Below are 25,161 nucleotides of genomic sequence, written 5' to 3' on the forward strand. Positions count from 1 at the left end.
AGGCGGAATCAATTTATATTGACTTTCCGCCTTTCGTTTATTTTTATTATAGGTACAGCTATTGTGCACACACTTAACTGAAATTGAAAATTCTGATTAAGTGGTAAAGCCTGCTCATGCAGAGCGTTTGTCTCCTCACCTGCATGAAACAAATTATGCGCTTAATTCGTATATATGACACTTAGGGAATGCACTAGTTTTTAGCACTCCCTTTTTATTTTTCTGCACTGTTTTGTGCCTGTTTCTGCCTTGCACGCTGGCGCGCCTGCTCTTTCCGGGCTTCCTTGAGTGCACGCCGGCGACGAATCTGCTCTTGCATGTCTGCACCAATATGTTCCTCGCGTCGCGCCCTGGCCAGATCTACCTGGCGCTGACGTTCACGAAAACGCTCGCGCTGCTCCTCGGTCTTATCGTCCCAGCAATGCGGGCAGCTTTCCCCGCGAATATACTTGGCAGAGGCACGATCCTGCTCGCTCAGTGGGTGACGGCAGGCGCGGCACTGAATATACGCGCCGGGCTTGAGCCCATGGCCCACGGAGACCCGTTCGTCAAAGACAAAACACTCCCCTTCCCACAGGCTCTTTTCGGGAGGGATGGTTTCGAGATACTTCAGGATACCGCCCTGCAGATGGTAAACCTCATCAAAACCCAGCGACTTCATATAGGCAGTGGATTTCTCACAGCGAATCCCGCCAGTACAAAACATGGCAACCTTACGGGTTCTGTTTTTATCCAGCAAACCACCTTCAGCAGACTGGCTTTGAACCCAGTCGGGAAATTCGCGGAACGTGACCGTGTTGGGGTTGACGGCCCCTTTAAAAGTACCGATGTCAACTTCGTAATCATTGCGTGTATCGACCAGGACAACGTCGGGATCGGAAATCAGATCATTCCAGTTTTCCGGCGGAACGTATGTACCGGCGTTGCTGGTATTGACATTGGGCTGCCCCATGGTCACGATTTCCTTTTTCAGCCTGACGCGCATGCGGTGAAACGGATCACGCTCGTCAGACCAGGATTCCTTATGCTCCAGATCCGCCATACGGGGATCCTGGCGAAGATAAGCCAGAACCGCGTCAATCCCCTCTTTGGGGCCCGCAATCGTGCCGTTGATGCCCTCACGGGCAAGCAACAATGTGCCCTTGACGTGATTGCGCTCGCAAAACGCCTGCAGCGGCTCCTTGAGCGATTCAAAATCCGGAAGATCAACAAACTTGTATAGCGCGGCAATGGTATGAGACATAGAACTGAAATTGGGGGTTGGACAGCAAGCCAGACATTTTAGCTGTCCTGCCAGCAGCAGAACAGCGGTTTATTTGATAATTCGCAACTTGCCTGAAAATTAACTTCTTATTGTAAATCAAACCCTTGGGACTTCAGTGGGTGGCCGGCTGTTCTTTTGCATATTTAATGAGCGCGCCGGTCCGGTACAAGCCGTGCACAAACTTGCCAAACGGCATAGTGATAAACAGTGACAGGATCACAGCCAAATGGACGACCAGCAACGGCGCCAGCGCGACCGTTTCCCGAAACGCCATCAACGCCAGGCCGGTGACCGCAGCCAGAAAAAGCTGGGCGATAAAGGCGTAGTCCATTCCCATTTGCGCGATATTGCGAATCTGAGGATCGGTCTTGCGCTTGAGCCAGAACTGCCCTGCCGTACCCACGGCCAGCGAAATCCCGCCGACGGTACCGGTCAGCTTGGGTAGACTGAAAAAAGCATAGGGTGCCTGCCAGCCGAACGCATAATGAAAAATGGTGCCAAACACGGTAGCGGCAAAACACAACATGAATCCATAAAAGGTAAAGTGATGAAAGCGACGGCGCCAGGGCGAAATATTATCGTCCGGGTACGTGCAGCCGGTCTTCACATTGCCATGCAGATACTTCAGGCTGAACGCGTCCGACAAGCCTTGGCGAACATGCGACCAGGTTAGCAACAGTGACGGTTTTTCGCCCACATCGCGCAGGAAATTACCAAACCCCATGCCCATGGCGAAAATGACCCACAACGCGGCCAGACCGAAAACGGTGGCCAGCACGCCATGCGGGAAAATGGCATAGAACTGGCCATTCAGATCATTCATCGGTGGGCCGCCAATCAGCGCCGCCAGGCCCAGCAGGACAACAAGCGCAAGAAGGAATCCCAGGCTGGCCAGCAGGCCGCTCTTTTCAAACCCGCGGGCAATGGCGCCGGGCCAGGCATACGTCTGATAGGTTGTCTGGCGTACTGCTGCCAGTTGCACCGGCAGATTCACATTGAATTCATGCGGTGGCGCGTACTGGCAGGCGTAATAACACTCACTGCAGTTGTGGCATAGATTGGCCAGGTAATGCAAATCGCCGCGGGTAAAATCCAGCCGCTGCTCAAGTGCAGGAAAAACGGCACAGAAGCCCTCGCAATAACGACAGGAGTTACAGATCCCGACCGCATTGCGGGCGTCTTCAATAAGTTGTTCAAGCTGCTGCATGCTTTGCTGCCTCCGTGCCTGCAATACGACCAAATACGGTTCCGATGGCCATCCCAAACCCAGCCACGTAACCCTTGCTCAGAATATTTCCCGCCATGATTTCGCCGGCGGCGAACACGTTGTCCGCCAGCGTTTCATCGTCCATGATGACCTGCGCCTTTTTCGTCACCTTTACGCCCATATAGGTGAAGGTGATCCCGGTGGCCAACGGATACGCATAAAACGGCCCGGTATCGATTTTTTGCGCCCAGTTGGTTTTATCCGGCTGCAGACCATGCGTGCGGCAACCGTCCAGCACGCTGTGATCGAATTGGCCGGGTTCAACCGCGGCATTAAAAGCAGCCACCGTTTCCACAGCCGTTTTCACCGGCAGCCCCAGGTGTTGTGCGAGCGCTTCAATAGAATCGGCACAAATAGATTTGAATACGGATGGCATAAACCGGCCTATTGCTTTGGAGTCGATAATGCAATAGGCAACCTGATCGGGCTGCTGGGCAACCAGACGTCCCCAGATGGCGTAACGCTTGGGCCAGAAGTCTTCGCCTTCGTCATAAAAGCGCCGCCCTTCCTTGTTAAGCACGATCCCCAACGAGACGCAATCTACCCGCGTGACGATGCCTCCGTCGTACTTGGGCGCCCGGGCATCAATGGCCACGGCATGCCCCTGGGTCGGGTCGCCGATAATACAGGCCTTGTTGCGCATGAGCTCGCGCAGCATGACGCCTTGGTTATAGCGGGTGCCGCGGATTAGGAAATTGCGAGCTGCCGGACCCCAGGCTTCTTCCAGCCAGGCGACATTGGACTCGAAACCGCCAGACGCAATCACGACCGACTTGCCCACGATTCTCAGCGTCTGGCCGTTTCTGAGCACATCCACGCTATGGCATTTCCCGCCGGAAAAGTTCAGCTGTTTGGCTTCGGTTTCGTACAACACTTGCACCCCAGCCTTTTCTGCAGCCTTGTAATAGGCGTTTACCAGCGCCTTGCCGCCCCCCAGGAAGAAAGCATTGGTGCGCCCCAGATGCAGTGTTCCGCCAAGCGAGGGCTGAAAGCGTACACCATTGGCCTTCATCCAGGGCGTGCACCCTTCGGTTTCGCGGATCACATAGCGCGCCATATCCTCATTGGTTTCGCCACCGGTCACGCGCAGCACGTCCTGGAAATACTCGTCTTCCGGATAGCTGTCGGTCAGGACATCGGTAGGCGCATTATGCATACAGCGAAAGTTGCGAGTATGACTGCTGTTGCCCCCTCGCCAGGCGCGGGGCGCGCTTTCTACCAGGATGACCGATGCCTTCTGCTCGGCGGCCGACAACGCAGCACACAATGCCGCATTGCCACCGCCGATAACAAGAACATCACATGCCAACGTGTCATTCATGCCAACTACCTTCTTAATAAATACTATTGTATTCTATTGTACACATTTATTTATCGTTGTGTCTTGAAGGACCAACAATTGCCGCAACTTGCCCAATTGCGTTATGCTGTGCCAAAAACAAGGAATCGCACCATGGCAAAACCGAAATCCACTCCCACCCCAAACCGGACCGATGCCGACCAGACAGAAGCCAATGATCGTGGTGTCACACTGAGTGACCAGGCCTATAACTACATTGTCCAGTCGCTGGAGAATGGCTCCATGCCCCCGGGTACCCGCTTGCGCGAGACAGAACTGGCGGCCGATATCGGCTTGAGTCGCACCCCGATCCGTGAAGCCCTGAACCGCCTGATGTCCGAGGGGCTGGTAACGAACGACCCCAAGCGAGGTTTGGTTATTACCGAACTGGACCAGAACATGGTCGGAGAGCTTTACGAGATGCGCCGGGTTCTGGAAAGTACAGCCGCGGCACTGGCTGCCCGCCACGCCACCGATGTGGAAATTGCGGTATTAAGACAAATCATCGACAGGGACGAGACACTGGACGATCCTGCCTCCCTGTCCCACAACAACCGGCTGTTCCATCAGACGCTTTATCAGTGTGCGCATAACCGTTATCTGCTCAAAACTCTGCAAGTGTTGCAAAACGCCATGCTGCTGTTGGGCAAAAGCACGCTAGCCGAGAGCGGTCGGCCTTCGACCGCACGCGATGAGCATGCGCAAATTATCGATGCCCTGGAGCAACGCGATCCGGAAAAAGCGCAGGAAGTGTCAAGCCGACATATCAGTGAAGCGTACAAAGTGCGACTCAGCCGCTTTCTGCTTGATCGCGAATAATCAGTCCGCGAGCGCGCCCGATGATTTGATGAGAAAACTATTTTTATTGCAGTTGTAAGCCGATCGTTATGGCAGCGGACGACTTGTTCGCCGCGTGCGTGTATCCAGCAGGCGGCTTATTAACATTGAACAAAATAATGATGATCCGGCCCGGCAAGCTTGCGTCAATCACACGCCGCAGACGCCTGACGTTGCCATTCACACAATTGATCCTCTGAACGAGTAACCGCAATCTGTTCGCAGGCCCCGGGAAACACAGGCGTGCACGCAAAGCTGAATGGCTTAGCGAAATGGGCTCGGCGTAGTTGCAATCTATCGACTGAGATTTGTGTATAAAAAAACAAAAACCCGCATGATAAGAACCATGCGGGTTTGGCAAACAACGTAATTCGTTAACCGATATTACATATTTTCGATCATGACCTGACCAAAGCCGGAGCAGCTCACTTGTGTGGCGCCTTCGAGCAAACGGGCAAAGTCATAAGTGACTTTCTTGGACAGAATGGATTTTTCCATTGACGAGATGATCAGATCAGCCGCTTCAGTCCAGCCCATGTGACGCAACATCATTTCTGCAGACAGGATCTCTGAACCTGGGTTCACATAGTCTTTGCCGGCATATTTAGGCGCGGTACCGTGCGTTGCTTCGAACATCGCAACAGAGTCAGACAGGTTGGCGCCGGGAGCGATACCAATACCGCCAACCTGAGCAGCCAGCGCGTCAGACACATAGTCGCCATTAAGATTCAGAGTAGCAATCACAGAGTACTCGGCCGGACGCAACAAAATTTGCTGCAGGAACGCATCGGCAATAGAGTCCTTAATAATGATTTCCTTGCCTGTCCGTGGATTTTTGATTTTGCTCCATGGACCGCCGTCAATCAGCTCGGCGCCGAATTCTTTCTGTGCCAGCTCATACGCCCAGTCACGGAAGCCACCTTCGGTGAACTTCATGATATTGCCTTTGTGAACAATCGTCACACTTGGCTTGTCATTGTCAATCGCGTACTGGATTGCCTTGCGAACCAGACGCTGGGTGCCTTCGCGTGAGACGGGCTTGACGCCAATACCGGACGTTTGTGGGAAACGGATCTTGTTAACACCCAGTTCGTTCTGCAGGAAAGCAATCAATTTCTTAGCCTGATCCGACTCTGCTTCGAATTCGATACCAGCATAGATGTCTTCAGAATTTTCGCGGAAAATGACCATGTCGGTTTTTTCCGGCTCACGCACAGGTGAAGGCACGCCCTTGAAGTAACGTACGGGGCGCAGGCAGACATACAGGTCCAATTGCTGGCGCAGCGCTACGTTCAGCGAACGGATACCACCGCCGACTGGCGTTGTGAGTGGGCCCTTGATGGAAACAACATAATCTTTGACCACTTCCAGTGTTTCTTCAGGTAGCCAGACATCAGAGCCATAGACTTTTGTGGACTTTTCACCAGCATAGATTTCCATCCAGTGAATTTTACGTTTACCGCCATATGCTTTTTCAACGGCGGCGTCCACAACCTTTAGCATTACAGGTGTAATATCGGCGCCGGTGCCGTCGCCTTCGATAAATGGAATGATTGGCTGGTCAGGGACATTCAGTGAAAAGTCGGCGTTGACCGTAATTTTTTCGCCCGATGAAGGGACTTTGATGTGCTGGTAAGACATACTGGCTCCGTAACCCACAAGTAAAAAACAGGAAGACAATCGCTGGATAAAACGAGTCTTATATAAGACATATTAGTTTAACTGAAAAATGGCTGATTTGCGGTAAGACCGCTGCATATTCGAACAAAATAGGACGGCGCGGGGTCGTTCGGAATAGGCCTGACAGTCCGAACGACCAGTTATGCGTGTTATGATAAAGTCTACCGTAATACCCGTCATGGCGCTTGTGACCAACCCAACCTGTCGCAAGCCATTCGGCGCTATTAGACCCGCTCTATTAGACCCGCTATTTATTTCCAATTTTATGTTCAATCCCTCCCGCGACCAGGTTCGTCAGTTTTTCACCGATACCTGGACCAAGCACCGCCAGAATAAAATTCTCACGCCGATCGAATCCATGGCGCTGACCTGGATACTGCAACATCCGGAGTACCACGACGCGCTGGAGAACCCCAATGCTACGCAGGAAGAATTCGCGGTAGAAAAGGGGCAGGTTAATCCGTTTTTGCATCTGTCCATGCACCTGGCCATCAACGAACAAGTGTCCATTGACAATCCTCCTGGCATCCGGGCAATTTATGAACAACTGGCCGCCCGGACTGATGAGCATCATGCCATGCACGAAATCATGGAATGTCTGGGACAGGTAATTTGGGAATCGCAGCGACTGGGCAAACCGCTGGATACGGATCACTATCTGGAACTGCTGCGCCAGCATTCAACCCGACATTGAGCGAACGATAGAAAAGCGGTAGTCGGGCTGCACGCGCAGACCATAACGGTCAGGACGATTCTGGACCAACCAATACTGAGAAAGCAACCGCGTTGGCCGCCTCGACCCGCGGAATTCCGATTTCGTTGCCTGCACCATGCACAGCACAAAAGCACGGCAAAGTATTGATCTGGCTGCGCCGGCATCACAACTGTAAGGACAAAAAAAACCGGAATAAATGTATTCCGGTTTTTTCTGACGCTGATGCATCTGCATGCTCTGGACCAGCGCCTCTCGACTATCTTGAGACAACGGTCATATTTCGACCGAGATAGTCGGATTTGAGCTTCACTGGCGATTGTGAGACAGCGGGCCCTTTTGAGCGGAAAGCCATGCTGAGATATTGACGATATCGGCAGCGCCCAGTTTCTTAATTTCATTTGCCATAATCGGGTTCTTGCGAATATTGGCAGAACTAGGCGCATTGCTCACGCCGCGCTGATAGGCGGTAAGCGCATGAACCAGGTAATCGTCATGCTGGCCAGCGAGAATGGGATACATGGGTGCAATGGTTTTGTCGCCAGCGGCGCCATGACAGGCCACACAACCGTTTTTCTCAAAAGCGGCCTTGCCTGCAGCCAAATCTGCAGCCTGGGCAGATGCCATACCCACGAGTGCGCATACGGCACCTGACAATAAAATAGAGACGCGTTTCATACTAGTTCCCGGATTATTTTACTTGAGCGAAATAGGCTGCAATATCCAGCATATCCTGATCAGACAGGCTTTTTGCGATAGCGACCATGGAAGGGAAAGTGCGGGTACCGGCTTTGTACTCTTTCAATGCAGCAACAATGTAGTCCGCATTCTGGCCCGAAATCATGGGCACCCGATATACTTCGGGAAAGCTAGCACGGTACTCTGGAATAGCGTGACAACCAATACACATGGAGATTTTACCTTTGGCGGCTTCAATGTCCCCTTTGGGGGCAGCGGCCTGCTGGGCAAATGCCTGACTAAAGAAGGCACAGGGAACCACAATGGCGAGCGCAGCAACTGAGCGCTTGAAAGCGGATAACTTCATATTTTGCTCTTTTGTTAGCGAATTTCGATATTGAACGTACCGCGAGACTGCCAGCGGATCGGATCAGCTTTAAAGCTTCAGATTGTACGACATAATTGATCTAGATTAGGGTAGTATGGGGGATCAGGTACTGAAATGATCCTTATTTTGTTGCAGAATTGAAATGAAACCTAGCCAATCCATACCTAATCCGAGCCGCTTTGGCGGCACAGACCGTTACGTTGCTACCGATGATCTCAAGCTGGCTGTCAATGCGGCGCTTACACTGCAGCGCCCTTTGCTGATCAAGGGCGAGCCAGGCACCGGTAAAACCATGCTGGCCCAAGAAGTGGCTGCCGCGTTGGACCGCCCCCTGCTGCAATGGCACGTGAAATCCACAACCAAGGCTCACCAGGGGCTATATGAATACGACGCCGTCTCGCGGCTGCGCGATTCGCAGCTTGGCGATGAACGGGTTCGCGATATTGCCAATTACATTCGTAAAGGTGTCCTGTGGCAGGCCTTTGCATCCGATGTGCCCACCGTCGTGCTGATCGATGAGATCGACAAGGCCGATATTGAGTTCCCCAACGATCTGCTGCGCGAACTGGACCAGATGGAATTTCATGTTTATGAAACCGGCCAGATGATTCGTGCGCAACATCGCCCGCTGGTCATAATTACCTCCAATAACGAAAAGGAGTTGCCCGACGCCTTTTTACGCCGCTGCTTCTTCCATTACATCCAGTTTCCTGACCGCGAAACGCTGCGCGAGATCGTCAAGGTACATTATCCGGAAGTCAAAACCGATATTCTGCGCGCGGCAATGGATCACTTCTTTATGTTGCGCGATGCGCCCGGCCTGAAGAAAAAACCCTCAACATCAGAATTCCTGGACTGGCTGTCGCTGCTGCTGGCCGAAGATATTGATGCCGCGCGCATCGATGCCCACGCGGCGACTTCCGTTCCCGTCATGGCTGGCGCCCTGCTCAAGAACGAGCAAGATATCAGCCTGCTGGAACGGCTCTCGGGCCTGGCCCGCCAGACACGCCGCTAAATTTTTCGCGTCCGTTTCGGGGTGACACGCATACTATGTTTATCGATTTTTTCTATCACCTGAAAAATCACAAAATACCGGTATCGGTCAAGGAATACCTGACCCTGCTGGAAGTGCTGCGCGAGCGCGTCATGCCGCCCTCGCTGGATGACTTCTACCATCTTGCCCGTCTGACACTGGTCAAGGACGAAACGCTTTTTGACCGTTTCGACCAGGCCTTCGCTCTGTTTGTCAAAAAGCTGCCGGCTACCCTGCCCGCCGGCCCCGATATTCCGCTGGACTGGCTGATCAGCCAACTGCAGAAGAACCTGACGCCTGAAGAAAAAGCCGCGCTGGAAAAACACGGCTGGGACAAGCTCATGGAGATGTTCAAGGAACGCCTCAATGAGCAGAAAGAACGCCATGCCGGCGGCAGCAAATGGGTTGGAACCGGCGGCACATCGCCGTTTGGCAATAGCGGCTATCATCCCGAAGGGATTCGGGTTGGCGGCCCTTCAGCTGGCAACCGGACCGCCGTGAAGGTATGGGAAGAACGCCGCTTTAAAGAATATGACGACCAGCAGGAACTGGGGACGCGCAACTTCAAAGTGGCCCTGCGCCGATTGCGACGCTTTGCCCGCGAAGGGGCGGCAGAAGAGCTGGATCTGGACGACACGATTCGCAGCACGGCACGCAACGCCGGTTTTCTGGACGTCAAAATGGTGCCGGAGCGACACAATGCCGTCAACGTGCTGATGCTGCTGGATGTCGGAGGCAGCATGGACGATCATATTGCACGCGTCGAGGAACTGTTTTCGGCATCGCGCAGTGAATTTCGCAACCTTGAGGTCTGGTATTTTCACAACTGTCCCTACGAGCGTTTCTGGCGCTATGACACCGCTGGCCGCCGCGTATATACGGATACCTGGCAACTGCTGCGAACCTATAACAGCAGCTGGCGTGTGATTCTGGTGGGCGATGCAACCATGAGTCCCTATGAGATCGTTCATCCAGGCGGCTCTGTAGAGCATTACAACAAGGAAGCCGGCGCCGTCTGGCTGGCCCGCATTCTTGAGGCCTGGCCCAAATCAGTGTGGCTCAATCCTGAACCCCAGGGCTACTGGCAGTACCGGCAATCAATTGATGTCATTCGCAATATCATGCAGAACTACATGTACCCGGTCACCATGACGGGCATTGAAGCGGCCATGCGGCAATTGTCGAAGTAATATTTCTTAATAGAAAATATAAAATAAGAGGCTGGCACAAAGCGTTGCCTTGTTGCGGGATCTTTCATGCCGGATAACTTGCCGGTCCAATGCGTCCGGTCAATCGACGCCCAGGATAACCGTATCGGGATCAATATACACCGAGACCGGATCGCCCTTGTGCAAGGGCTGCGCCTGGTCCTGGGCGACAAAGGTGATGAGAAGGACCTCGGGCGCGATCTGTACTTCAAGTTCATACTGATTTTGCATCCGCCGCATGCTGCACACGCGTCCGGAAAAAATATTTGACGGCAACTGCTGCTGCCCGGCAAACCGGATTGCCGGCGCCTTGATCAACAAATATACGGACACACCTTTTTTCAACCCCAGCGACAGCGTACTGGCGTGTGTAATATTGACGCTCACATCCAGCGAATCGTGCAACCTGACTCGGACGACATCACGAATGCCTGCGCGTTCAATGCCCGCCACCACACCCTGTAAGTGATTGCGTGCGCTGGTTTTTCGCAAAGGCAAGGGACGCGCCGGGATGCCAGCGACGGCATCAAGCTCGATCGCCGGCTCAACGGCGTGATCCTGTTGCCGGCGCAGCTGTTCGTAATACTGTAGTAGCGCCTGCCCCTTCTCACTCAGTCGTGTTCGGCCACCCCCTCGCCCACCCTTGTCGGCAATCACAACCGCAAGGCCAAGGCGTGTCTGCAGATTGCGCAACCGATCCCAGGCCGTTTTGTATGTTACGCCCGCCGCTTGGGCGGCACGGGTAATAGAACCCAGGCGATGGACGTGCCCAAGCAATTGCAGATCACGTTCGTCTGCCAGTTCGTGCTGCTCCAGCCCGAAACCAATTTCGGTACGCACATTCAATCGTGGCTTAGCAAGCCCGCCAGGCATGTTCGATCCCGACAACGATACCGCTTCAGATGACGGGACATGGGAAGCGTCTGTGACAGATGCTTTGCGGCGTGTCATTTGCTCTCCTGCTTGCGAATACTGCCGTTTTGGGCATGCAATACCAAGTCGCCAAAAACGGCCACATCGGCCGGGTCGTGAGTCACCAGAATGAGCGGAAATTGCAGTTGTGTTTGCAACTGGCTGATCTCGTGACGCAAATGCTGCCGCAGATCGGTGTCCAGTGCAGCAAAGGGCTCATCAAGCAGCAGCAGGCGCGGACGACTGGCAAGCGCCCGCGCCAGCGCCACCCTTTGCTTTTGCCCGCCCGAAAGTTGGTTCGGATAACGATCCGCATAGGCTTGCATATGCATTTTCTCCAGCCATTGGTCCGTTTCTTCGCGCCAGGCATTGCGTGCCGGATTGAACAGACCTCGGCCAAGGCTAAAAGCCACGTTCTGCCTGACTGTCAGATGGGGAAACAGCGCATAATCCTGGAAAAGGTAAGATACGTGACGCTCGCGCGGCGTTTTTGCGATGCCAGCGGCCGAATCGAACAAGACATCCTGGTTCAGGAGCACACGGCCATTGTCCGGTGTTACCAAACCCGCCAGGGCGCGCAATGTCATGCTTTTGCCGGCACCAGACGGCCCCTGGATCACAATGCGCGAGGCGCTTGCCGAAAATTCCACATCCAGGGTAAAACCATGGCGCCGATCTGGCAATTGACGGCGAATTGACACTTCAAGCTGAAACGGCGTGATGGGTTCGCTTATGGCAGAATCGTCACGTTGCCGATCCCCTGCCGGGTCGGACAAGGCATCTTTCATTGCGGCTCCAGTCGGCGCGGCGCCAAGTAACGGGCAGAAAACAGAATAATGGTGCATACAATGGATATTACCAGCACAATGAAAGTGGCCTGCGCATCGGCCCCTGCCTGCACGGCTTCGTAGACCGCGATGGACAGTGTCTGGGTTTTTCCCGGAATGTTGCCGGCAATCATGAGTGTAGCGCCAAATTCACCCAATGCACGCGCAAAAGCCAGCAGCAAACCGGCAAGAATCCCGCGCCAAGCCAGCGGCAAGGTGACACGCAAAAAAAGCGCAATCTCATTCAGCCCAAGTACCCTGGCTGCATCTTCATAATTGCTGTCAATACTCTCGAAGGCAGCCCGCGCCGGTTTGAACACCAGCGGGAAAGACACCACGGCCGCTGCCACCACGGCGCCCTGCCAGGTAAAGATCATTTGGACGCCAAACCATTGATCCAGATAGCGCCCCAACCAGCCATGGCGGCCCAGGAGCACAATCAGATAATATCCAAGAATGGTTGGCGGCAGCACCATGGGCAGGGTCAACACGGTATCGAGCAGGTCTCGGCCCGGAAAAGAACGGCGCGCCAGCAACCAGCCCGTGCCAATACCCAGCACGAGATTAATCAGGATGGCACAGCCGGCGACCTTCAGGGATATGAGCAAGGGAATCCAGACGGGTTCCATACGATGTCGGCGTCAGGGCTTTTTGAATCCGGCCCGGGCAAAAATTGCCTGCGCCTGGTCTGACTCAAGAAATTTTACAAACGAATGGGCCTGCGCTGCGTTGGCCGAAGACTTGATGACAGCAACGGGGTAATTGACGACCGTATCAATGGGCAACGCCTGTACCACGCGCACCTTGTCAGCACGCACCGCCGCATCGGTCGCATAGACAAATCCGGCCTGCACTTCACCCCGGGAGACATAATCGAGCACCTGGCGTACGTTTTCAGCAAAAATGAATTTTGGCGCCAGCTTTTCCCACTGGCCGCTTTTTTCCAGGCCCTCTTTGGTATAGCGCCCAACCGGCACGCTCGCGACATTGCCCACGGCAATCTTGCCGACAGCCGCAGCATCCAGGCTTTGCAGATCCTTAACGGCCCCAGCGGCAGAAGACGGCACGATCAGCACGACTTCATTACGAACGAAATTCTTCCTTGTTGCCTCATCAAGCAACCCCTCCCCTGCGGCGTCATTCATGCTTTTCTGATCTGCTGAAGCAAATACGTCCACCGGCGCGCCGTGCCGAATCTGCTGCACCAGCGCCCCCGAGGCAGCAAAGTTATATTGAATGTGAGTGTCAGGATGCGCCTGGGTGTATGCCGTTGCCACCTCCTTAAAGACATTGGTCAGGCTGGCGGCGGCCGACACGGTGAGCGTAGCTGCGCTCGCCGCCACAGATGTCACAGAGAAAACGACACCAACGATGGCATGCGTCAGATAAGAACTGCGAGTAATTGCTTGTTTCATGACTTCCTGCAAAACGGGATGTGGAAAAGGGCTCTTCCGGGCGCGGGACCATTTGTGGCCACTGGCAGGAAGCGATATATAGTCGATTATATATCGAAATTATCCAAAGCACCCATTCGCCGGTTGTACATCCACCGATTTTTCATGACGGTGATCGCCTCGCACACGCCTATCCGACATTGACCTGCTGCACCGCCTCTGCCCATTTGCGTGCCACTTCTCGCGCTGTTGCGCAGGTCGCATCATGCGTCGCCACACGTACCGCGCGTTCCAGCAACTGGATATCGGCCTCGTGCTGGCGCGCCACATGCGGATCTTCAAAGAAGATGACGCGCTGGCATTTTCTGTCGAGCACCAGATCTGCAATTTGTGCGTCACCGCCCAGCGGGCCGCTGAGGTAGCGCTCCACCCAGGGTTTATCGGCCGGCCAGCCCTTGGACCAGGCCAGCTCATTCAAAAGCCCGCCGGTTGTGCCGGTGGCGACCCGGCGCTTGAACAGCGACAGGATATCGAAATACTGCGACGCGTAAGCCACCATGTCGGCCTTGAGGGCATCATGGGAAATCAGTGCCAGGGTCTGCCCACGCAAAACATCAGACGACAAACAGTCGCCAAGCGGTGTCAGTCCCGCGCGCACACGCTCGACCTCCATCCATTCCATGGCACCGGCCACAGTGGAAATAAAAGGTTTGCCATGCGTGATGCATTGCCGTTTCAGAGCCAGCGCTTCAGGGAAAATCGAAGACGGATCCACCGGATCAATAAGATAAATGGCTCCATCCAGCGTGACGGGCGTCGCTTCATGCACCGTTACGCGCGAAACCAGTTTCATCAACCCACCTTCGCGTCCGTAGGGGTAGCGGATATTGTTTTTATATCCCGACAAAAAGCCTTCGCGCTGGATCGCATCATAGGTGCGCCCCACGGTATGCAATTCGATGCCCAGTTCACGGATGGTTTCGGATGAGGCTTTGAGCCAGGCAAACAGGCCCGCATCGGGCGTTGCGTGATGCAGACGATTGGCTGCAAGCGCAAAGCGAAGACTGCTCGTTGATGACATATGAAATACCCCCCGAATTGAACGTAACGAACACAATTTCATTCATGCAAAAAAATGCACGTAGTGATACGTGCATTCTAAAGAGGAACGGCAGCCTGGACAGGCATGTTCGGCGATCAGCTGAAAAAATCTTTGACTCTGTCGGTCCAGGATTTATTCTTTGGGGAGTGGCGGTCCCCCCCGTCATTGAGCGAGGTTTCAAACTGGCGCAGCAACGCCTTCTGTTCGTCACTCAAGCGAATCGGAGTTTCAACCACGACGTGGCAGTACAGATCACCCGGGTAGGATGCGCGGACACCCTTGATACCCTTGCCTCGCAGGCGGAAAACCTTGCCGGTCTGCGTACCTTCGGGAACGGTGATTTCTCCTTTACCGCCCAGTGTGGGCACTTCCAGGTCACCACCCAGTGTTGCAGTCACAAACGGCAGCGGCACTTCGCAGTGCAGATCGTCGCCGTCGCGTTTGAATATACTGTGTTCCTTGATCGATATTTCAACATACAGGTCACCGGCCGGACCACCATTGACGCCGGGCTCGCCGTTACCGCCGGAACGAATACGCATCCCGTCGTCGATACCGGCAGGAATCTTGACCTGCAGCGTTTTGTTCTTGCGCTTGCGACCTACACCGTCACACGCCGTACACGGTTCCTTGATTTCCTTGCCGGTACCGTGGCAGGTTGGGCAGGTTTGCTGGACGCTGAAAAAGCCCTGCTGCATACGCACTGCGCCCGCACCATGGCAGGTGTGGCAGGTTGTCGGTTCGGTGCCGGGCTTGGCGCCGGAACCGTGACAGACATCGCAATTTTCCCAACTGGGTACGCGGATTTCAGTTTCCATTCCCTTGGCAGCCTGCTCAAGGGTAATATCCAGCCGATATCGCAGGTCGGCGCCGCGGAACACTTGCGGGCCGCCACGCCGGCCGCCACCGCCGGCACCACCAAAAATATCGCCGAAAATGTCGCCAAAGACATCTCCGAATCCGGCACCACCGGCGCCGCCCATGCCGGCATTGGGATCAACGCCCGCATGTCCATAGCGGTCATAAGCGTCGCGTTTCTGCGGGTCGGACAGAATTTCGTAGGCTTCCTTGGCTTCCTTGAATTTTTCTTCCGCCTCGTGACTGTCCGGATTGCGATCCGGATGGTACTTCATGGCCAGTTTGCGATACGCCTTCTTGATGTCCTCATCCGAAGCGTTTTTGGCCAGACCCAGGGCTTCGTAGTAATCACGTTTTGCCATCGTTATACGCCTTTAGATTTCTTCTTTAATATATAAAAAACAATACCCGGCCCTGTCATTTTTCAGACCGGCCGGGTTTTTCAATCAGACAACGTGCATTATTTGTCGTCGCGTTTTACTTCTTTGAAGTCAGCGTCAACGACATTGTCGTCTGCGGGCTGGGCCTGCTCGGCACCAGGTGCGCCCTCAGCCTGCGCCTGGGCCTGCATGTCCGCATACATTTTCTCGCCCAGTTTTTGCGAGGCGGTTGTCACCGCTTCAACTTTGGCGTCAATCGCAGCCTTGTCGCCCTCTTTGAGCACCTCTTCGAGCTCCTTGAGCGCAGCTTCGATCGCTTCCTTGTCAGCCGCTTCCAGCTTGTCGCCGTATTCAGTCATAGACTTGCGGGTTGAGTGAAGCAGCGCATCGGCCTGATTGCGGGTTTGAGCAAGTTCTGCCACGCGATGATCTTCGTCGGCATGGGCTTCGGCATCCTTAACCATGCGTTGGATCTCATCTTCTGACAGACCGGAGTTTGCCTTGATCGTGATTTTGTTTTCCTTGCCGGTGCCTTTGTCTTTTGCGGAAACATGCAAAATACCGTTGGCATCGATGTCAAACGTCACCTCGATTTGTGGCAGACCACGAGCCGCTGGCGGAATACCTTCCAGATTGAATTCACCCAGCGCCTTGTTACCGGCAGCCACTTCACGCTCACCCTGGAAGACCTTAATGGTCACGGCAGGCTGGTTATCCTCTGCGGTAGAGAATGTCTGCGTAAAGCGTGTTGGGATCGTGGTGTTTTTCTGGATCATTTTGGTCATGACACCACCCAGGGTTTCAATACCCAGAGACAGTGGCGTTACGTCCAGCAGCAACACGTCCTTGCGATCACCAGATAACACAGAGCCCTGGATAGCAGCACCGGCAGCTACCGCTTCGTCAGGGTTCACGTCCTTGCGTGGATCCTTGCCGAAAAACTCTTTGACTTTTTCCTGCACTTTAGGCATACGGGTCATGCCACCGACCAGGATCACGTCATCGATTTCAGACACTTTGACGCCGGCGTCCGTGACCGCAGTACGGCAAGGCGCAATGGTGCGTTCGATCAGGTCTTCAACCAGCGCTTCCAGTTTGGCACGGGTGATCTTCAAGGTCAGGTGTTTCGGGCCGGAAGCATCAGCCGTGATATACGGCAGGTTGACTTCGGTCTGCGTTGCAGAAGACAGCTCGATTTTGGCCTTTTCCGCTGCTTCTTTCAGGCGTTGCAACGCCAGCACGTCTTTGCCCAGATCAACGCCTTGTTCCTTTTTGAACTCGGCAATGATGTAGTCGATAATGCGCTGGTCAAAGTCTTCGCCACCCAGGAAGGTGTCGCCATTGGTAGACAGCACTTCGAACTGTTTCTCGCCGTCTACGTCGGCAATTTCAATGATGGACACGTCAAAGGTGCCGCCACCCAGGTCATAAACCGCGATTTTGCGGTCGCCCTTTTCGGTCTTGTCCAGACCAAAAGCCAACGCAGCCGCCGTCGGCTCGTTGATGATCCGCTTGACTTCCAGACCGGCAATGCGACCTGCGTCTTTGGTTGCCTGGCGCTGGCTGTCGTTAAAGTAAGCGGGCACCGTGATAACGGCTTCTGTCACTTCTTCGCCCAGATAGTCTTCTGCGGTCTTCTTCATTTTGCGCAGCACTTCTGCGGAAACCTGTGGAGGCGCCATCTTCTTGCCGCGGGCCTCGACCCAGGCGTCGCCGTTGTCAGCCTTGACAATGCCGTAGGGCATCAGATCAATATCTTTCTGTACGGCTTTTTCTTCAAATTTGCGGCCGATCAGACGCTTGACTGCGTAAAGCGTATTTTGTGGATTGGTCACGGCCTGGCGTTTGGCAGGCGCGCCAACCAGGGTCTCACCGTCTTCCATATAGGCAATAATGGAAGGTGTTGTGCGTGTGCCTTCGGCATTTTCCAGAATCTTGACCTTTTCGCCATCCAATACTGATACACAGCTGTTGGTGGTACCCAAGTCAATACCAATGATTTTTCCCATTTGAGTCTACCCTATTATCAAAAATTCAAAATAATGGACCCTGGCGTGCCTGTTTTGCGGCACAGGATCTTTCGTTGCCTAGTACGTGGGGCTGTCCGGTTTCTATTTCAAGAGAAAAAAACGCGATTTTTATGCTTTTTTTGCATTTCTGGCACGTTTTTTGACTGCAACCCAGGCAAATGACATAAAAAGCCGGAAGACACGGGTCTGCCGGCAACTGCGATCAGCCCTGGCCGGCTGACACGGTAACCAGCGCAGGCCGCAACACGCGATCGGCGATGGTGTATCCCTTTTGTAACGTGGTCACGACTGTGCCTGATGCGGCCGACGATGGTACGGTTGAAATGGCCTGATGGACATGGGGATCAAACTTGTCGCCCTCGACTGGCGCCACTTCCTTCAGATTATTGCGCTCAAACGCTGCGCCCAGCTGGCGTAGCGTGGTTTCAACGCCTTCCCGGAGTGATTCAAGGGACTGGTTTTCCAGCGCCAGCGCCGCTTCCAGGCTATCTTTGACCGGCACCAGGCTCTCGGCAAAGGATTCTGTACCGAATTTACGGGCCTTGGAGACATCGTCCTGAGCACGTCGACGCACATTTTCCATTTCGGCATGAGCGCGCAACAACTGATCATGATACTGGCCGACCTTGGCTTCCAGTTCCGAATATTTAGCCTCCAGGTCGTCTGTCGGCGCGTCCGGCGCTTGCTGATCAGGCTGTTCGATATCGGCAGCCTCAGGCTGCGCGGTGTCTTCATTCTGTGCGTTTTGGTCCTGGCTCTTGTTTGGGTCAAATTCCTGTGTCATTTTTGCTCCTGCGGTCAAATCAATATAGTTACCCCCCACTTGGGGGCGGCGAAAGGTAAATTCAAGGGGGCGCTTGTTCTGGCGGCGGCAGCCCCGGCGCGGGCGCTGTCTGCGTGGGGAAAAAAGCGCTGTCTGCCTGCGAAAAGCGGTTACATAAGAAGGTTTGGGGACATTGCCGCTGCCAGCCGCTCAATTGACGAACATGGCAAAACCGGACCTGATAAAGCCGGCAGCGCCAGTCCTGTGTTTGCGGCGAACGGGCTCAAAAGTCATACTCTGGCTGAACTTGCTGTCCTACGTGAAGAATGTCACTGGTATTGTCAGTCAGTACCGCGTTTACACCGAACAGTACACCCAGATCCGCGCTGCGGGTTTGCATCAAAGTAATGCCGGGCTCATCGGCAACTGCCGCAGAAGCCGGATCGACATTGGGAATCGAGCAGCGAGTGCAAGGTTTGACAAAGGCGAAATTGAGTTTTCCGGCAGTCAGGCCGAAAATGTAATCTTCTTCATATTCCGGCAGACCGTCCAGCACGATATTGGGACGGAAACGGATCATAGTCACCGGCGCCTGCTGCTTGCCGGCCAGCGCCGCGTTCAGTGAAGCAAGCGAAGCGGTATTGGCAAACAGAAACGGAAAACCGTCAGCAAAACCAAAGGTTTGGTCCTGGGCGTTTAACGGCTTCCAGCCCTGATGGCGCAATTGCCAGCTTTCGGGATATTCAGGTCGGACCCGGCGTTGGGATTGCGGATGCAGGCGCAACAGGCGGCAAGGCTGGCCCAGCACCTGCGTAAACCATTGGTCGGCATCAGCACTAACGGCCAATCCCAGCGGCTGCCCTTCCCATACGCGCACAGCCACAGGCTTGCCCTCGGCCCCCTGCGGATCGAGCGGGACTGCCAGCGCATGAGCGCCTGGCGCATGCACGATCAATTGGTTGCGCTCCAGGTTCAGCGTGGGCTGTAACAGCACCATGCGTGCAACGGTGCGCTGGGTCATCATTGCACCTGCAGCATCGACCAGAATAAACTGTCGGTCCCACGCCAGCCCGAATGCACCAAGTGTCGCGCTATCGAGCGCAATGCCGGCGCATGACTTAATGGGATATACATACAGACCACTAATAGTGACGGCCATGATGACTCTCTGAAATCTTAAATAAAAAACATAACCACTTGCTCCCGGGGCGGCACGATCAGCCTGCGTCCATCTGGGGCCAGCCGGCAATATGTTGCCGTATCAGGCCCGCCATGGCAGCAACCCAAGTCGGATGATCGTTAAGACAGGGGATATAACGGAACTGTTCGCCTCCGGCCTGAGCAAAAGCACGCGCACACTCTATCCGGATCTCTTCAAGGGTCTCCAGACAGTCGGCCACAAAGCCCGGGCATAGCACATCCACATGGCGGATATTGTCACCCGGATAGGCCTGCAGCAGCGACAGCGTCGAAGGGCCGATCCACTCGGCACGGCCAAAGCGGCTTTGAAAGGCGATATCGATAGGCACACCCTCGGCAGCCAGCCTGGCCTGTAGCGCCTCGGCGGTCGCCATGCAATCGCGCAGGTAGGGATCGCCCTGCTCTACCGACTGCTTGGGCAGGCCGTGAAAACTGAGCAGCAACTGCTGAGGCTTACCGTGTTCGCGCCAGTAGTCGCGCACATTCTGCGCCAGCGTATCCAGGTAGCCCGGTAACTGATGAAAGCGCTTGATGAAACGCAACTCGGGCAAATCGCGCTTGTCGCGATACAACGCTAGCGTTTTCTCAAAAATGGTCGCCGTCGTACTGGCTGCAAATTGCGGATAAAGCGGCACAATAAGAATACGCTCGCAACCGGCTTGGCGCAGTTGATCGAATGCCTGCTGCATTGAGGGTTGGCCATAGCGCATGGCCAGCACAACAGTCGCAGCAATCTGCTCGCGATCCAGTTGTGCCTGCACGCCCTGGGCCAGACGCTTGCCATAAACGAGTAGCGGAGAGCCTTCTTCCATCCATATCTCACGATACTTTGGCGCCAGTTTGGCTGGTCGCAGCGGAAGAACCGCAAGATTAAGAACGGGCTTCCAGATGGCAGCCGGGATTTCAACCACGCGCGGATCGGACAGAAATTCCTTCAGATAGGCGCCGATTGCGCCTGCATCGGGGCTGGCCGGGGTGCCCAGGTTGATCAGTACAACGCCTGTATTCATGCTTTCCTGTAGGTTGCGGTACGATGCCGCCCATCAGACTGTCTGCCAGACACGAACGATGCGGCACCTCAAAAAAAGCAGCGAGACCGCCAGCTTTTATATATGCAATATCGAGATGAGATTGTACCCGGATTGAGCAGTTGCCATGCGTTGTAGCGCATATGACAGACACAATCGCCGGCTTCGCCCGGCAAGCGTGAGAGGTGGCGACTGCCTTGCAGTGGATCGCTAACGGTCGCTAGCGGTACACTATTGGTGGCTGAGCGCGTTAGACAGCAGTCTTGCGGTCAGATCGACGATGGGAATGACGCGATTGTATGACATGCGGCTTGGACCGATAACACCCAGCGTACCGACAATTTTGCCATCAACGCCATAAGGCGCAGTAATTACCGAGACATCCTCCATGGGGACCAGGCGCGAATCGCCGCCGATGTAAATCTTGACCCCCTGGGACCGGTCAGTGACATCCAGCAATTGCATCAAGTCGGTCTTCTGCTCGAACAACGAGAACATCTTGCGCAAACGATCCATATCGCTGGCAAAATCCTTTATTTCCAGCAGCCGACGCTCGCCGGAGATGACTACGGAAGATTCGGGATCGTCATCATTGCCTGCATCGACAGCGGCCTGCATCAAAGAGGATATTTCTTCTTTGAGCCGACTCAATTCAGTCGCAAGCTGCTCGCGCACCTGCTCAAAGGATTTTCCCGCAAAATTATGATTGAAATAATTTGCCGCTTCAATCAGCTGAGCTTCGGTGTAGTCGTGCACAGGTGAGAGGATCCGGTTCTGTACATCGCCATCTGGCGTCACGATAATGAGCAGGATACGGCGCTGTGACAAACGGATAAATTCAATCTGACGAAACACCTGGGTGCGTTTAGGCGTAAGCACCACACCGGCAAACTGGGTCAGGTTCGACACCAGTGACGCGGCCACGCTCAGCGCCTTGCTGGGCGCCGTATTAGAAAAGGCCTCATGCAAATCGGAAGGCTCGTCCAGATCGTAGGGCTTGATCACCAGCAGATTGTCCACGAACAGGCGATACCCGCGCGGCGTGGGAACACGACCGGCAGAGGTGTGCGGGCTGTGAATCAGGCCCAGGTCTTCCAGGTCTGCCATCACATTGCGAATGGTGGCCGGCGATAGCTCGAACAACTTGGACAGTGTTCTGGAGCCTACCGGCTGGCCGTCGTCAATATACCGCTCGATCAGAGCTTTCAATAGGGCGTTTGCGCGATCATCCATTGTGGGTCTGTTATGGTTTGTTCCCGTGGATATTTTACGGGCACATTAATTGTTAAACCTGCAGTCATTGTAGAATAACGTATTATGACGGTTGCCGAAGTTTTCATTTCGGATACCCCTCTCTTTTCATTGTCGTTTCGTTTATTGTATATGGTTTCATTATGCATTTTTCAACCATAGCGCTGGTCGGCAGATATCATGACTCCGGTCTTGATACTCCCTTGCGCGCGCTCGCCGGTGTACTGCGCGCGGCAGGCCGACAAGTTCTGATTGAAAAGGAAACGTCCCAAAACACCGGAGTGACCGAGTATCCGTCTGCCACGACAGCCGAAATCGGCGACCAGGCCGATCTGGTTATTGTCATGGGCGGCGACGGCACCATGCTGGGCGTTGGACGCCAGCTGGCCCAGTATGACGTTCCACTGCTGGGCATCAACCATGGCCGGCTGGGTTTCATCACCGATATTCCGGTGCAGCACGCCCGCGAGGCCATCGAGTCAGTTCTGGATGGCCAGTATGATATCGAACATCGAACACTGCTGCAGGCCTCGGTCGTGCGTGAGGAACAAACCCTGACCTGTGCCCTGGCCCTCAATGACGTGGTTTTAAACCGCGCCGGGCGCGGCGGCATGATCGAAATTTGCGTCGAATACAACGAGACGCTCATGTACCGCCAACGCGCTGACGGCCTGATCGTTGCCACGCCCACCGGCTCTACTGCCTATTCACTAAGCGCCAGCGGCCCCATTCTGCACCCGGCAGTCAACGCATTCCTGCTGGTGCCAGTTGCTCCCCAGACATTATCGAACCGGCCCATTGCCGTGCCCGACACAGGTACGCTTACACTGACGCTGACTGAAGTGGGTCGAGTGGAAACGGGCGCCAGCGTGCATTTCGATATGCAAACCTGGTCCGATCTGCAGCTGGGCGATAAAATTGTCGTGACCAAGGCGGACCATCAGATTCGGTTCCTGCACCCCAAAGGCTACAGTTTTTTCTCTACCCTGCGCCAGAAACTACATTGGAATATCATGCCCGAAGCCAGTTAGCACGATTTTCTCCGGAAAACTGACCCACTTCAATCCAGCAATCCCATTCATCACAGAAGTACGTATTCATGCTCCGTTCCCTGCATATCCGTGATTTTGTCATTGTTGAACAGACCGAACTGCAATTTGACGCCGGCTTCTCTGTCTTTACCGGAGAAACGGGTGCCGGCAAATCTATCCTGATTGACGCGCTGGCGCTCACACTGGGTTCCAGGGGCGATAGCGGCGCCATTCGCGAAGGCGCCGACAAGGCTGACATCAGTGCGATTTTCGATGTTCCCGCTTCCCTGCGCGAATTTCTGATCGAACAGGAACTGGACGATGATCAGTTGGTCTTGCGCCGGGTCATCGACCGTGCCGGAAAATCCAAGGCTTTCATCAACGGCGTCCCCGGCACGCTGAGCCAACTCAAGACCATCGGCTCGCATCTGCTGGATATTCACGGCCAGCACGCGCACCAAAAACTGTTGCAGCGCAATGAGCAGCGTATTCTGCTTGATGCCCACGGCCAGCATGAAACGTTGGCCAGCCAGGTTCGCTCCCACTGGACGGACTGGCAGCAGGCACGACAGAAACTGGAGCGTGCTCGCAGCAACCAGCGAGAAGCGGACGCCGAAAGGGATCGGCTGGAATGGCAGTTGAATGAAATCAGCCAGATCAATCCGGGCAAAGAGGAATGGGCCACCATCAACGCCGATTACAACCGACTGGCCAACGCCTCTGCCCTGCTCGAAGGCGCTGCCAGCGCACTTGAGCTGCTGGACGGCGAGCAGGCCAGTGCACTTGAAACGCTTAACGCTGCCCTGCATCGTATTGAGCCGTTATTGCGCAACGACCAAAACCTTCAGGGTATTTATGATGCCATCGAGTCGGCCCGCATCGCCGCTACCGAAGCGGCGTCCGATCTGGGCAGTTATCTGGACAGGGCCGAGCTGGATCCCGAGCGGCTTGCCGAAACCGAAGCACGCATGAGCGCCATGTTTTCGACTGCACGCAAATTGCGGCTTGAGCCCGAAGCGCTATATGATCGCCAGGAGCAACTGGTCCAGACACTGGATGCGCTCAACAGCGAATCCGACCTGGCAGGGCTGGAACAACACGCAGCCGCGCACGAAGCCGCCTATCGCCAGGCAGCCGAAAAACTGACCAAAGCGCGCCTGACCACGGCCGCAGCATTGTCCAGACAAGTTAGCAAAGCACTGCAGACCCTTGCCATGAAGGGCAGCACATTTGAAATCACGATACAGCCTGCCGAGCCTGGCGCCTCGGGCATGGACAATGTGCAGTTCAACGTGGCCGCGCACACAGGCAGCGAACCGCGTCCGCTGGCCAAAGTGGCCTCGGGCGGTGAACTTGCGAGGATTTCTCTGGCCTTGTCAGTCATGGCCAATCGTGCGCACCAGGTGCCCACGCTGATTTACGACGAAGTGGATACCGGCATTGGCGGGGCTGTCGCCGAAGTGGTGGGCAAGCTGCTGCGCGATCTGGGGCGACATCATCAGGTGCTTTGCGTCACCCACCTGCCACAGGTGGCCGCCTGCGCACATTACCACTTTGAAGTGCAGAAAAAACAAGGAAAAAAAGAAACGGTCTCGCACATCGAGCTGCTGGACGATCACGCCCGTACCGAAGAAATCGCCCGCATGCTCGGCGGCGTCAAAATCACGGAAACCACACGCAAACATGCCCGTGAAATGCTGACTCACAGCGATTGAGTAGTATGGCGTAAGTGGTATGGCGTAAGTGGTATGGCGTAAGTGGTATGGCGTAAGTGGTGTCGATTCAGCCGTGTGATTTGGACCGTGTCGATTGAACGGTTCCCGTTGAACGACTTCGATTGAACGACTTCGATTGAATCGTCTGATCGTGACAATTTCACTCAGTCTAAAAAGAAAAAAGGCAGATTGTAATCTGCCTTTTTTTGACAACACGACACTGGACGGCGCTGCCGCCTGATGTGTGATCTTGCCAGACTGGGG

Annotated in this window: 23 protein-coding genes; 6 read left to right on the plus strand and 17 right to left on the minus strand. The window is 54.7% G+C overall.

Features of this window, described 5'->3' with window-relative positions:
* Nucleotides 1–214: 214 nt before the first annotated feature.
* The 3 genes from CAP48_RS15635 to tcuA all read right to left on the minus strand — a co-directional run bounded on the left by CAP48_RS15635 (nt 215) and on the right by tcuA (nt 3,852).
* Nucleotides 215–1,243 carry a rhodanese-related sulfurtransferase gene (locus tag CAP48_RS15635; RefSeq protein WP_100698335.1) on the minus strand — a complete coding sequence of 343 codons (1,029 nt, stop codon included), beginning with the start codon at nt 1,241–1,243 and terminating at the stop codon, nt 215–217.
* Nucleotides 1,244–1,376: 133 nt separating this feature from the next.
* Nucleotides 1,377–2,471 (minus strand): tricarballylate utilization 4Fe-4S protein TcuB, encoded by a 1,095-nt coding sequence (gene tcuB, locus CAP48_RS15640; RefSeq protein WP_100698337.1) that lies wholly within the window; start codon nt 2,469–2,471, stop codon nt 1,377–1,379.
* Nucleotides 2,458–3,852, minus strand: coding sequence for an FAD-dependent tricarballylate dehydrogenase TcuA (gene tcuA, locus CAP48_RS15645; protein WP_100698338.1), 1,395 nt, complete (start codon nt 3,850–3,852; stop codon nt 2,458–2,460). Before tcuA ends, tcuB begins: the two co-directional genes overlap by 14 nt.
* Nucleotides 3,853–3,984: 132 nt before the next feature.
* Between tcuA and CAP48_RS15650 the strand changes: the two genes are divergently transcribed.
* The gene (locus CAP48_RS15650) at nt 3,985–4,689 is read left to right on the plus strand and encodes a GntR family transcriptional regulator (protein ID WP_100698340.1); all 705 of its coding nucleotides are present in this window, start codon (nt 3,985–3,987) and stop codon (nt 4,687–4,689) included.
* Between the two features lie 402 nt (nt 4,690–5,091).
* Here the strand turns inward: CAP48_RS15650 and icd are convergent, their stop codons facing one another.
* A complete protein-coding gene (gene icd / locus CAP48_RS15655) occupies nt 5,092–6,348 on the minus strand; it encodes an NADP-dependent isocitrate dehydrogenase (protein WP_100698342.1) in 1,257 nt (418 codons plus the stop codon).
* A 304-nt stretch (nt 6,349–6,652) separates the two neighbouring features.
* Between icd and CAP48_RS15660 the strand changes: the two genes are divergently transcribed.
* Nucleotides 6,653–7,081: a DUF1841 family protein gene (locus tag CAP48_RS15660; RefSeq protein ID WP_100698695.1), complete on the plus strand. Its 429-nt coding sequence runs from the start codon at nt 6,653–6,655 to the stop codon at nt 7,079–7,081.
* Between the two features lie 327 nt (nt 7,082–7,408).
* Here CAP48_RS15660 and CAP48_RS15665 read toward each other — a convergent pair whose 3' ends face one another.
* Nucleotides 7,409–7,777: a c-type cytochrome gene (locus CAP48_RS15665; RefSeq protein ID WP_100698344.1), complete on the minus strand. Its 369-nt coding sequence runs from the start codon at nt 7,775–7,777 to the stop codon at nt 7,409–7,411.
* A 13-nt stretch (nt 7,778–7,790) separates the two neighbouring features.
* A complete protein-coding gene (locus CAP48_RS15670; protein WP_100698346.1) occupies nt 7,791–8,144 on the minus strand; it encodes a cytochrome C in 354 nt (117 codons plus the stop codon).
* A 163-nt stretch (nt 8,145–8,307) separates the two neighbouring features.
* On the opposite strand from CAP48_RS15670, the gene CAP48_RS15675 reads away from it, so the two are divergent.
* Both CAP48_RS15675 and CAP48_RS15680 read left to right on the plus strand, forming a co-directional pair.
* Nucleotides 8,308–9,180, plus strand: coding sequence for a MoxR family ATPase (locus CAP48_RS15675; RefSeq protein WP_100698348.1), 873 nt, complete (start codon nt 8,308–8,310; stop codon nt 9,178–9,180).
* A gap of 35 nt (nt 9,181–9,215) precedes the next feature.
* Nucleotides 9,216–10,388: a VWA domain-containing protein gene (locus tag CAP48_RS15680; RefSeq protein ID WP_100698350.1), complete on the plus strand. Its 1,173-nt coding sequence runs from the start codon at nt 9,216–9,218 to the stop codon at nt 10,386–10,388.
* 99 nt (nt 10,389–10,487) lie between these two features.
* Here CAP48_RS15680 and CAP48_RS15685 read toward each other — a convergent pair whose 3' ends face one another.
* From CAP48_RS15685 to hrcA, 11 genes are all read right to left on the minus strand, one after another.
* The gene (locus tag CAP48_RS15685; RefSeq protein ID WP_100698352.1) at nt 10,488–11,357 is read right to left on the minus strand and encodes a TOBE domain-containing protein; all 870 of its coding nucleotides are present in this window, start codon (nt 11,355–11,357) and stop codon (nt 10,488–10,490) included.
* Entirely contained in the window at nt 11,354–12,106 is a 753-nt protein-coding gene (locus CAP48_RS15690) for a sulfate/molybdate ABC transporter ATP-binding protein (protein ID WP_100698354.1), read from the minus strand. The genes CAP48_RS15685 and CAP48_RS15690 overlap by 4 nt, the downstream gene beginning before the upstream one ends.
* Nucleotides 12,103–12,774: a molybdate ABC transporter permease subunit gene (modB, locus tag CAP48_RS15695; RefSeq protein ID WP_100698356.1), complete on the minus strand. Its 672-nt coding sequence runs from the start codon at nt 12,772–12,774 to the stop codon at nt 12,103–12,105. Before modB ends, CAP48_RS15690 begins: the two co-directional genes overlap by 4 nt.
* Nucleotides 12,775–12,786: 12 nt before the next feature.
* The gene (gene modA, locus CAP48_RS15700; RefSeq protein WP_100698358.1) at nt 12,787–13,560 is read right to left on the minus strand and encodes a molybdate ABC transporter substrate-binding protein; all 774 of its coding nucleotides are present in this window, start codon (nt 13,558–13,560) and stop codon (nt 12,787–12,789) included.
* Between the two features lie 169 nt (nt 13,561–13,729).
* Entirely contained in the window at nt 13,730–14,620 is an 891-nt protein-coding gene (locus tag CAP48_RS15705; protein ID WP_100698360.1) for a methylglyoxal synthase, read from the minus strand.
* Nucleotides 14,621–14,736: 116 nt separating this feature from the next.
* Nucleotides 14,737–15,861 (minus strand): molecular chaperone DnaJ, encoded by a 1,125-nt coding sequence (gene dnaJ, locus CAP48_RS15710; RefSeq protein WP_100698362.1) that lies wholly within the window; start codon nt 15,859–15,861, stop codon nt 14,737–14,739.
* Nucleotides 15,862–15,959: 98 nt separating this feature from the next.
* On the minus strand, nt 15,960–17,888 hold the full coding sequence (gene dnaK / locus CAP48_RS15715) for a molecular chaperone DnaK (protein WP_100698364.1): 1,929 nt from the start codon (nt 17,886–17,888) through the stop codon (nt 15,960–15,962).
* A gap of 223 nt (nt 17,889–18,111) precedes the next feature.
* The gene (grpE, locus tag CAP48_RS15720; protein WP_100698366.1) at nt 18,112–18,693 is read right to left on the minus strand and encodes a nucleotide exchange factor GrpE; all 582 of its coding nucleotides are present in this window, start codon (nt 18,691–18,693) and stop codon (nt 18,112–18,114) included.
* 262 nt (nt 18,694–18,955) lie between these two features.
* Complete coding sequence (locus CAP48_RS15725; RefSeq protein ID WP_100698368.1) at nt 18,956–19,831, minus strand: MOSC domain-containing protein; 876 nt, start codon at nt 19,829–19,831, stop codon at nt 18,956–18,958.
* A 58-nt stretch (nt 19,832–19,889) separates the two neighbouring features.
* Nucleotides 19,890–20,882 (minus strand): ferrochelatase, encoded by a 993-nt coding sequence (gene hemH, locus CAP48_RS15730; protein ID WP_100698370.1) that lies wholly within the window; start codon nt 20,880–20,882, stop codon nt 19,890–19,892.
* 249 nt (nt 20,883–21,131) lie between these two features.
* A complete protein-coding gene (gene hrcA, locus CAP48_RS15735) occupies nt 21,132–22,133 on the minus strand; it encodes a heat-inducible transcriptional repressor HrcA (protein WP_100698372.1) in 1,002 nt (333 codons plus the stop codon).
* A gap of 161 nt (nt 22,134–22,294) precedes the next feature.
* Here hrcA and CAP48_RS15740 point away from each other — a divergent pair, with 161 nt between their 5' ends.
* Nucleotides 22,295–23,182 carry an NAD kinase gene (locus tag CAP48_RS15740; protein WP_100698374.1) on the plus strand — a complete coding sequence of 296 codons (888 nt, stop codon included), beginning with the start codon at nt 22,295–22,297 and terminating at the stop codon, nt 23,180–23,182.
* A 68-nt stretch (nt 23,183–23,250) separates the two neighbouring features.
* Nucleotides 23,251–24,897 carry a DNA repair protein RecN gene (recN, locus tag CAP48_RS15745; protein WP_100698376.1) on the plus strand — a complete coding sequence of 549 codons (1,647 nt, stop codon included), beginning with the start codon at nt 23,251–23,253 and terminating at the stop codon, nt 24,895–24,897.
* Nucleotides 24,898–25,161: the final 264 nt, after the last annotated feature.

The organism is Advenella sp. S44 (genome assembly GCF_002810445.1).
GTDB lineage: Bacteria > Pseudomonadota > Gammaproteobacteria > Burkholderiales > Burkholderiaceae_B > Advenella.